Source organism: Bacillus sp. IT-79MI2, assembly GCF_949768135.1.
In the GTDB taxonomy this organism is placed as follows: domain Bacteria; phylum Bacillota; class Bacilli; order Bacillales; family Bacillaceae_G; genus Bacillus_A; species Bacillus_A pseudomycoides.
The window spans coordinates 1-7987 of sequence record NZ_CATKPV010000091.1 but is presented as its reverse complement, the minus strand read 5'-3'; the positions used below and the strand labels follow the sequence as shown (position 1 = coordinate 7987).

Here is a 7987-nt window from a genome sequence, read left to right as displayed (position 1 = left end):
AATAGAACGGGTTACCTCAAAACAATAAAAACAAGCATAATGCACAAAATTTTCGTTCTTGGGGTATTTCAAAATCTTAAGTTGATGGATATGTATGGTGACCCCTATAACGCATTACATGAATTATTAATAGTTTCATAAAACTGGCCCACAATATTCCCCATCTCTTTATGTCTTCGGAAACTTTGCAACAGAACCTTAAACTACATTATAAGGCGTTTTTCATTATATTCAAATATCTATTACGTTATTTGAATATCTGCTAGGGCACAATTTAAATTTAATGAAGTTTGTAATACTGAAGAATAAATAATTAATTCAGAAAAATTTTTAGCAACTTCATTATATCGCAATTACTTTTTAAAATTAATCAAAAAATTTTCCCTTTACTTTAAATTCCAGAATTCATATAATTTTCTATGGAATTACATTTTTTTCTAAATAGCTCCTGATTCATACACATTCTAAAGGATAAACACAAATCATTTCACTCGTATATTTAACTAGGTAAAATAAAAATCCATATTTTCACAAGGAGAAGTGACCACATGCAAGATATTTTGAATCTATTTCCGAGCGCTGATGGAAATGAAAAAAAACAAAAACTTTTTTTAGAATCTATGCAGAAAATAGTTGAAAATCTTAGCCGATTAAAAAATGAAGACCGAGCATCTTTAGGTAACTGTGAGGAAAAATCAGATGGATATTACAATAACTTAATTCACCAAAGTCATATACCACTGGCTGGAATTGTTATGTCTGAGGTTATGGAAGAACTAAACCAATTTATGAATGGTCATCCTTATCCAAATAAATATTATTTGTCTAACGCTGTACCACTACCAAGTATTCCATCACTATTAGGTACAATAACCATGGCGCTTTTAAATGGTAATGGCGTTTGGGATGTATATGGTCCTGGGGCAGCTGAAGCAGAAGTAAAAGTTGTATCCATGCTTTCAAAACTGATCGGTTATAATCCGCATAATAGCGGTGGTTATACAACATGGGGTGGACAAGGATGTGTATTTTCAAGCTTACGTTTAGCAATTGCTAAACAATTTCCATTAGCAAAGGAACACGGTGTTCCACAAAATGTATATTGCTTTGCTTCTGAAAATGCACACTATAGTTTATTAAAGTCAGCTGAAGCAACTGGCATTGGGACAAATCACCTAATTAAAGTGAAAACTGACCCTTATACAAATTCTATGGATATAGAAGATTTAGAGGATAAAATGATAAATGTTATTGAAAACGGAGGTATCCCCCTTTATATTCTAGCTACTATGGGGTCAACAGATACATTTACAATTGATGATATAGAAAAAATTAAAGATAGTGCTGAATCAATACAGAAAAAATATAAATTAAAACCTATTTATATTCATGCAGATTCTGCAATGGGCGGATTCTATGGTTTCTTTAATAATTATAACTTTGAAGAAAATCCACTTTCATTTGAACCTAATGTGAAAGATGCCTTACAACTCGTTCAAGGGAAAATGCAATATATGTCTCTTGCAGATAGTGTATGTTTTGATTTTCATAAATTAGGACAAACACCTTATACTTCAAGTATTTTAATCGTGAAAAATCATACTGACTTACAACTTATGGACATCGAACAAAATGACACACCTTATCTTGGTAATAGATCATATGGCAGTTATCATACAGGCTATACCTTAGAATGTTCACGAGCTGGTAGTTCTATTCCGATGTATATAAATTTATTAGCCTTTGGAATTGAAGGATATCAAAAATTATTAGCAAATTATGTTCGTGTAAATCTATTATTTAGGGAGAAATTGCGCAAGGCTCTTCCTCAAATAGCAATAACAAATGATTTTACTTATGGACCAATTACAACATTTCGTTTCTATATGAATGGAGATGGCCAGGTAAATTGGGAAAAGGAGCGTACAGGTCTCGCAACACAAGAAGAGATTGAGGATACAAATCGGTTAAATATAGAACTATTTAATTACCTAGGAAAAAATCGTGATCAAATATTCTTTGGCGATACAACTCGTTCTTGTGTAGTAGATGTAATAAACAGTTGTGATAGAAAACCAATTTCTACATTAAAATTCTTTTCTATCTCGCCATATACAAATGTTGAATGTTTAGATGAGATTGTAGCATTTCTTCATAAACATGTATCGATTGCTACTAAACAGATTTATTCATATGTTTAATAACCTTATTTGTTAGCGCTTTAATATTTAAACTTAACTACATTAAATAAAATTTTCAATCCCTTTTAATCACTATCTATATTAAGAAATGAGGAAAAATATATGAATATAGAGCTACTAGATACACACCACGTGAAAGATGCAGCACATTTAATTGCACATTCTTTTGTGAATAACGAACCTCTTGTAAGCAGTTTACAAATTCCTTTTGCTCCTTTTCACAAAATGTGCGAGGAAATGGTAAAACAAGCTGTATCTCAATCTATGTCATTTGTAGCAATAGAAAACTTTCAAATTGTTGGTGTTCTTTTAACAAGAAAAGTAACCCAACCATTAATAGATAAAGATAAAGCGAGTGAACTGTGTCCACAAATGGATCCCATTTTTCTACTCTTAGATACTTTAGAGACGGAATCAATTGAGTTTTCAAATTTAGATAAAGAAAGATTAGTCTATCTAGATATGGGCGCTTGTCATCCAGATTGGATGGGCAGTGGGGTAGTCACTACTCTTATTTCACATGCTATTCAAGAAATAAGTACAAGAGATTTTGATTTTATTGCTGCTTGTACAAATAAAATTTCTCAAAAAATCCTTAAAAAATTGTATAAGACTTTTGAGATTAATGAAATAGTGTATAATAAATTTCCTTATAAGGAATCATTGCCTTTTGCTAACACAACAACTTCCTTAACAGCTCAATTATTATATATACCTCAATCTCAATTTGTCATTAAAGCTATATAATTTTTAGAACGACTATAAATTCGAAAAAAATTATCCTATATGTGCATGAATCCTAAATTATTACTTTTCAAATAGTATACCCATACTTTTATAGCAGCTAAAAAAGGCTTCGAATTGAGGAGTCTTTTTCTTTGTAATGGGGGTACGGAAACGATTCAGGGTATGATGGGACACTCTGGAATTTAATTACAAATCTAAAAAAGAACTTTATTCAAGATCTTTTAATCTACGATATAGAGCGGCCTGACTCACTCCTGTAATCTGACATATTTCCTTTGGTTCTGTTGCAAAGTTTTCTAAACTAAGCTACACTTTCGGAAAAGAAAACGAGGAGAATCACAGATGAGATATTTTAAAGGAAAACAATTCAAAAAAGATATTATTTTAGTAGCTGTCGGCTACTACTGCCGTTTTTCTTTAAGCTATCGTGATGTATCTGAAATCTTAAAAGAACGTGGTGTTTCAGTTCATCCTACAACCATCATGCGCTGGGTTCATGAATATGGTAACTTGATCTATCAAATATGGAAGAAGAAAAAGAAGCACGTACACTTATCTTGGAAACTAGATGAAACCTATATAAAAGTCAAAGGAAAATGGTGTTATTTATATCGAGCAATTGATAAAGAGGGACAAACACTTGATATTCAACTTCGTCAAAAACGAGACACACAAGCAGCATATGCTTTTATGAAAAAACTAGCTCGAACTTTTGGAGAACCAACGGTTCTGACGACAGATAAGGCTCCTTCTTTAGCTTCCGCATTCAAAAAATTAAAGGAGATAGGTCTTTACAAAAATACCTTTCATCGTACAATAAAGTACCTCAATAATATCATCGAGCAAGATCATCGACATGTGAAACGTCGATTTTCCCGTTCCTTAGGCTTTCAAAGTCTTCGCCATGCCTCAAAGGTATAGAAACTGTTCATGCCATATACAAGCAAAAGCGAAGTCTTCAACCAAACTTCGTTTTTTCGACGTATAACGCATTACATGAATTATTAATAGTTTCATAAAACTGGTCCGCAATATTCCCCATCTCTTTATGTCTTCGGAAACTTTGCAACAGAACCCTTATAAATATCTGCGTAAGCAATCTTTAATTGCTCACGTAATTGCCTGTTCCCACCTTCCAACTTCTTGAGACGGCGTTGTAGCTACATAATATACGAACTAGACTAAATATGTAAGCTACTGTTTATATTTCTAACATCTATAAAAAGAGAGGATATTCGTCCCTATATTGAACGAACAGTCCTCTCTTCATAATACTCTAATCAATGTACGTTTAGACACAATTTGGACGAAAATTAGCCGATTCCTTAACGTACAGGGAATCGGCTAATTTTTTACATAATCTTTGCTGATGACTGAATCCTGAATCATATACCATTATCGTATGTTTACTCTTCAATATCCTACTTTATTTATTTTAGATTTTTATAATGTGCAATTCTTTTTACAATTACATATACTTAAAAGTCTTTCGATTTGTTTTTGGATGGTAAGACATTTTGCTCCATTTTTTCATAAAGTTTAAGTAATTCTTTGATAAATGTAATTTTCGGTGTTAACCAATACGAAAATAATGCTGAAATACTTCCTAATAAAGCCCCCGTTACGACATCGAAAGGATAATGAACGCCTACCCAGATACGAGAGATAGCTACACAGAATGCAAGCACAAGCCATAACCATCCAGCCTTTTTACGAACAAGCCAAAATGAAAAGCAAATTGAAAAAAATAGAATCGTATGGTCACTAGGAAATGAATTATCTACTGCATGATCGACAAGTTTATTAACATCAGGTAATACTGCAAATGGTTGATAATTCAAATGAAATTTTCCTGCGAGTTTTCCAATTATCTCAGCAGTCACAAAAGCAATCATCGCTTGAACAATCATCATTCTATTTTGATTAGATCGAGTAAACCAATACACTACAATAATTAAAGCTAAGAAATACACCATATATTCTGCCAAAAATATCATGGTTGAGTTTAGAAACGAATATTGTTTACCTAAATCATTGATAGCTCGAAAAGCATCAATATTTAATTGAGAAAAAGACATTTTCAAATCTCTCCTTAATTGCGTATATTTCTATAGTTTTTCGTTGTTTTTCAAACCTTAGGTAGTTTCAAATATTACATTCCTCAGTGAATATCTACCCTTTTAAAATATGTAATTACTGCTATTAATCCAATGAAAGATGTTGCAAAAATAACAATATAGGAATATTCGGGAGGGTAAGTGGGAAGAAGCGTATTTCTTGAAATATCTCCTGCTGCTTGCCATGGAAACAATCCTCTATGTTTTGAATTTGTCGTCATTAAGTTTAATAAGACTATTACAATCGTAAATACCATAGTTGGTACATAACTCTTTAATACAATTGTTATAAATATGGCTGGTGTTGATAGAATAAAAAGAAATGCCCCACCTATAAGAAGTCGTTTTAAGGAATTTATTAATAATAATGAATTAAGACCTTTAAACTGTCCTAATAGACCGAAAATGACAGTTAGTCCCCAAGCAACCAAAATTAAGAGCATAATCCATAAGAATAAGACTATTAATTTGCTTATAAGGAATTTAATGCGTGATACAGGAATAGTTAATAAATTTTTTAATGTGTCTTCTGCATATTCACGATTAAAAAGATAAGCGGTGATGACTCCAAATAGGGGGACTCCAATCACTACAACAGTATACAAAGTGACTTCATTAAACAGTTGTTCAAACACAATAGTTGGAGTAGGATGTTTTGTTTTTATGCTTATATATGAAGCTACTACTACCATAAAAGGTGCTACCGTTGCCCCCATAATACTAATCAAAAGCATATAAGACCGTTTTAATTTTAATAGTTCTGTGTATAATAAATTAACCAATTGTTCCATCCCCAACCAATTTGGTGAAGTAATCTTCCAATTTATCCTCGCTCATCATAATTTTTAATACTTCAATATCGTTTTGGACAAACGCTTTATTAATCTTTCCTTGTTGCCCAAAATGAGAATAGATACGAATGTTTCCTTCATTATGAACCTCATAATCTGAGATATGAAATTGACTTTCTAACAGCATCGCAGCTTTATTGTCATTATTTACTTGGAATTCTAAGTATTGACGATTTGTTTTTCGAAGTGTATCAAGAGCAACTTCCTCTAATAGTTTTCCTTCGTGAATAATCCCCATATAATCGACTAATTGTTCGATTTCAGCTAAAATGTGGCTAGAAATTAATATCGTTATATTTCTTTCCATCGCTAAAGATTTAATTAGCTTTCGCATTTCTTTAATACCAATTGGGTCTAAGCCGTTAGTCGGTTCATCTAATATTAATAATTCAGGATAATTGAGAAGAGATCTTGCAATTCCCAACCGTTGCTTCATTCCTAAAGAGTATTTTCCTACCCGTTTTTTCGTTTCATGTTGTAGTCCCACAATTTCTAATACCTCTTCAATCGCATTTTTCTTATGCAATCCGATAATTTTAGCATTAATTAATAAATTCTCCTTTGCGGTTAGATTTTCATAAAAACCAGGAACTTCAACAATTGAACCTATTCTTCTTAAAATTTCCTTCTGATTTTTCGCTAAATCTTCACCGAATATTTCGATTTTTCCACTTGTAGGTTTTATTAATCCTAATAACATTCGGATAGTAGTTGTTTTACCCGCACCATTTCGGCCAATAAATCCATAAATCTGTCCCTGATGTACATTTAAATTCAAGTTATCAACTGATTTCTGGTTACCATATAACTTCGTTAAATTTACGGTTTTTATTATTGTACTCATGTGAAAATACCAACTTTCTTGTGTGTCTATAATTTTATTATGGGAAAAAATTTTTAAATGGGGTTTAACTATTTCTTAACTATTTCTTAATTAAGAAGTAGAAGAATACCTATTAAAAAAAAGGATCTGTTTATCTAAAGATGGGTATTACCACATCTCCATCAACTTAAGATCACATAATACCCCCAAAACGAAAATTTTGTGCCTTTTATAGCAACAAAGTTCATTTTTTTCGTTTTTGGGGCCCTTCAAAATGTTAGCTTGATGGGCATGGGGTGCCATCAACAAAACTCGGATTGTATACGATATCCGTGTTTTATCGGCAGGACACCATAAAGAAAAGACACCCTAAGGTGCCTTCCTCCGAGTTGAACCACTCTACTTTTACTAATATATGAGTATTGGACTTCCAGTCAAATGTTATTATTGGTTTATCGGTTTTCTGAACCCAATAAATGCGCTACTAATTAAAGCTAATGCTATAAATGAAAAACCGATTGGTATTAGATAAAATGTTTCGATAAGAGTACCATTTGGTGCAACTGTAGATCCGATGATATTTTGGCTAACTAAACACCCGATTCCTATAAGTAAAGATAGTAAAGTTAAAATATATTTTTTCATTTTAAAACCTCCATATTTAAATGATTTCTTTATGTACACTATTAATACTGCTCATTAAATATAATATTGTTATACATTCGTTACTATCTAAATACATGACAAAAAGCTTACAAATATGTAAGGAAACGAAGCGTTCACTGGAGAACAGCTATTTATTCCACGTTTTTGTTTTTTTTAGAAGGGGGCCTGGGGAAGAGTTCCCCAGTGGGTTTGGGCAAAGCCCAAGGTCTGTATTCGGCCTGCCGAATCGGGGTACAGCCGGATAAGACTAATGAAATCATTTTTTTGAAAGTAAACTAATTTTTAAAAGTGCTTTAACTTGATGTTGATGTGACGGAACCTCAAGTATGTAGAAATTTAAAAAAGTCCCTTCATAATGCTAAAGGGACTTTGCTCACACAAATGATCTGCACATCAATTCATCTTTGATATACAGATCATTTGTATGATAATTTTTATAAATAATTGCGGAATAATGAACTTACATTACTGCTTTTAAAAGCTCTCCTACTAATGGGATGATTCCACCTAAGAATGATAAAACTGCCGTTGCGATTGTCATATTATTTCCTCCTCTTTTTTCGTATTAAGATATGATAATTT

At 32.1% G+C, this 7987-nt stretch carries 7 protein-coding genes; 3 read left to right on the top strand and 4 right to left on the bottom strand.

Features of this window, described 5'->3' with window-relative positions:
* Positions 1 to 548: 548 nt before the first annotated feature.
* From ACM6HU_RS22880 to ACM6HU_RS22870, 3 genes are all read left to right on the top strand, one after another.
* Positions 549 to 2201, top strand: coding sequence for a pyridoxal phosphate-dependent decarboxylase family protein (locus ACM6HU_RS22880; RefSeq protein WP_414848472.1), 1653 nt, complete (start codon positions 549 to 551; stop codon positions 2199 to 2201).
* 102 nt (positions 2202 to 2303) lie between these two features.
* On the top strand, positions 2304 to 2948 hold the full coding sequence (locus tag ACM6HU_RS22875; RefSeq protein ID WP_003204295.1) for a hypothetical protein: 645 nt from the start codon (positions 2304 to 2306) through the stop codon (positions 2946 to 2948).
* Between the two features lie 342 nt (positions 2949 to 3290).
* Positions 3291 to 3967 (top strand): IS6 family transposase gene (locus ACM6HU_RS22870; protein ID WP_375337748.1). Its coding sequence is split into 2 segments (ribosomal slippage): positions 3291 to 3825 and positions 3825 to 3967, totalling 678 coding nucleotides; the frame shifts between segments, so codons are not numbered across the junction.
* A gap of 459 nt (positions 3968 to 4426) precedes the next feature.
* On the opposite strand, the gene ACM6HU_RS22865 is transcribed toward ACM6HU_RS22870, so the two are convergent.
* From ACM6HU_RS22865 to ACM6HU_RS22850, 4 genes are all read right to left on the bottom strand, one after another.
* Positions 4427 to 5026, bottom strand: a complete 600-nt coding sequence (locus ACM6HU_RS22865; RefSeq protein ID WP_016115616.1) for an undecaprenyl-diphosphatase — start codon at positions 5024 to 5026, stop codon at positions 4427 to 4429.
* Between the two features lie 83 nt (positions 5027 to 5109).
* Positions 5110 to 5847, bottom strand: a complete 738-nt coding sequence (locus tag ACM6HU_RS22860; protein WP_016115615.1) for an ABC transporter permease — start codon at positions 5845 to 5847, stop codon at positions 5110 to 5112.
* On the bottom strand, positions 5840 to 6760 hold the full coding sequence (locus tag ACM6HU_RS22855) for an ABC transporter ATP-binding protein (RefSeq protein WP_016115614.1): 921 nt from the start codon (positions 6758 to 6760) through the stop codon (positions 5840 to 5842). Before ACM6HU_RS22855 ends, ACM6HU_RS22860 begins: the two co-directional genes overlap by 8 nt.
* 423 nt (positions 6761 to 7183) lie before the next feature.
* Positions 7184 to 7384, bottom strand: a complete 201-nt coding sequence (locus ACM6HU_RS22850; protein WP_016115613.1) for a DUF3955 domain-containing protein — start codon at positions 7382 to 7384, stop codon at positions 7184 to 7186.
* Positions 7385 to 7987: the final 603 nt, after the last annotated feature.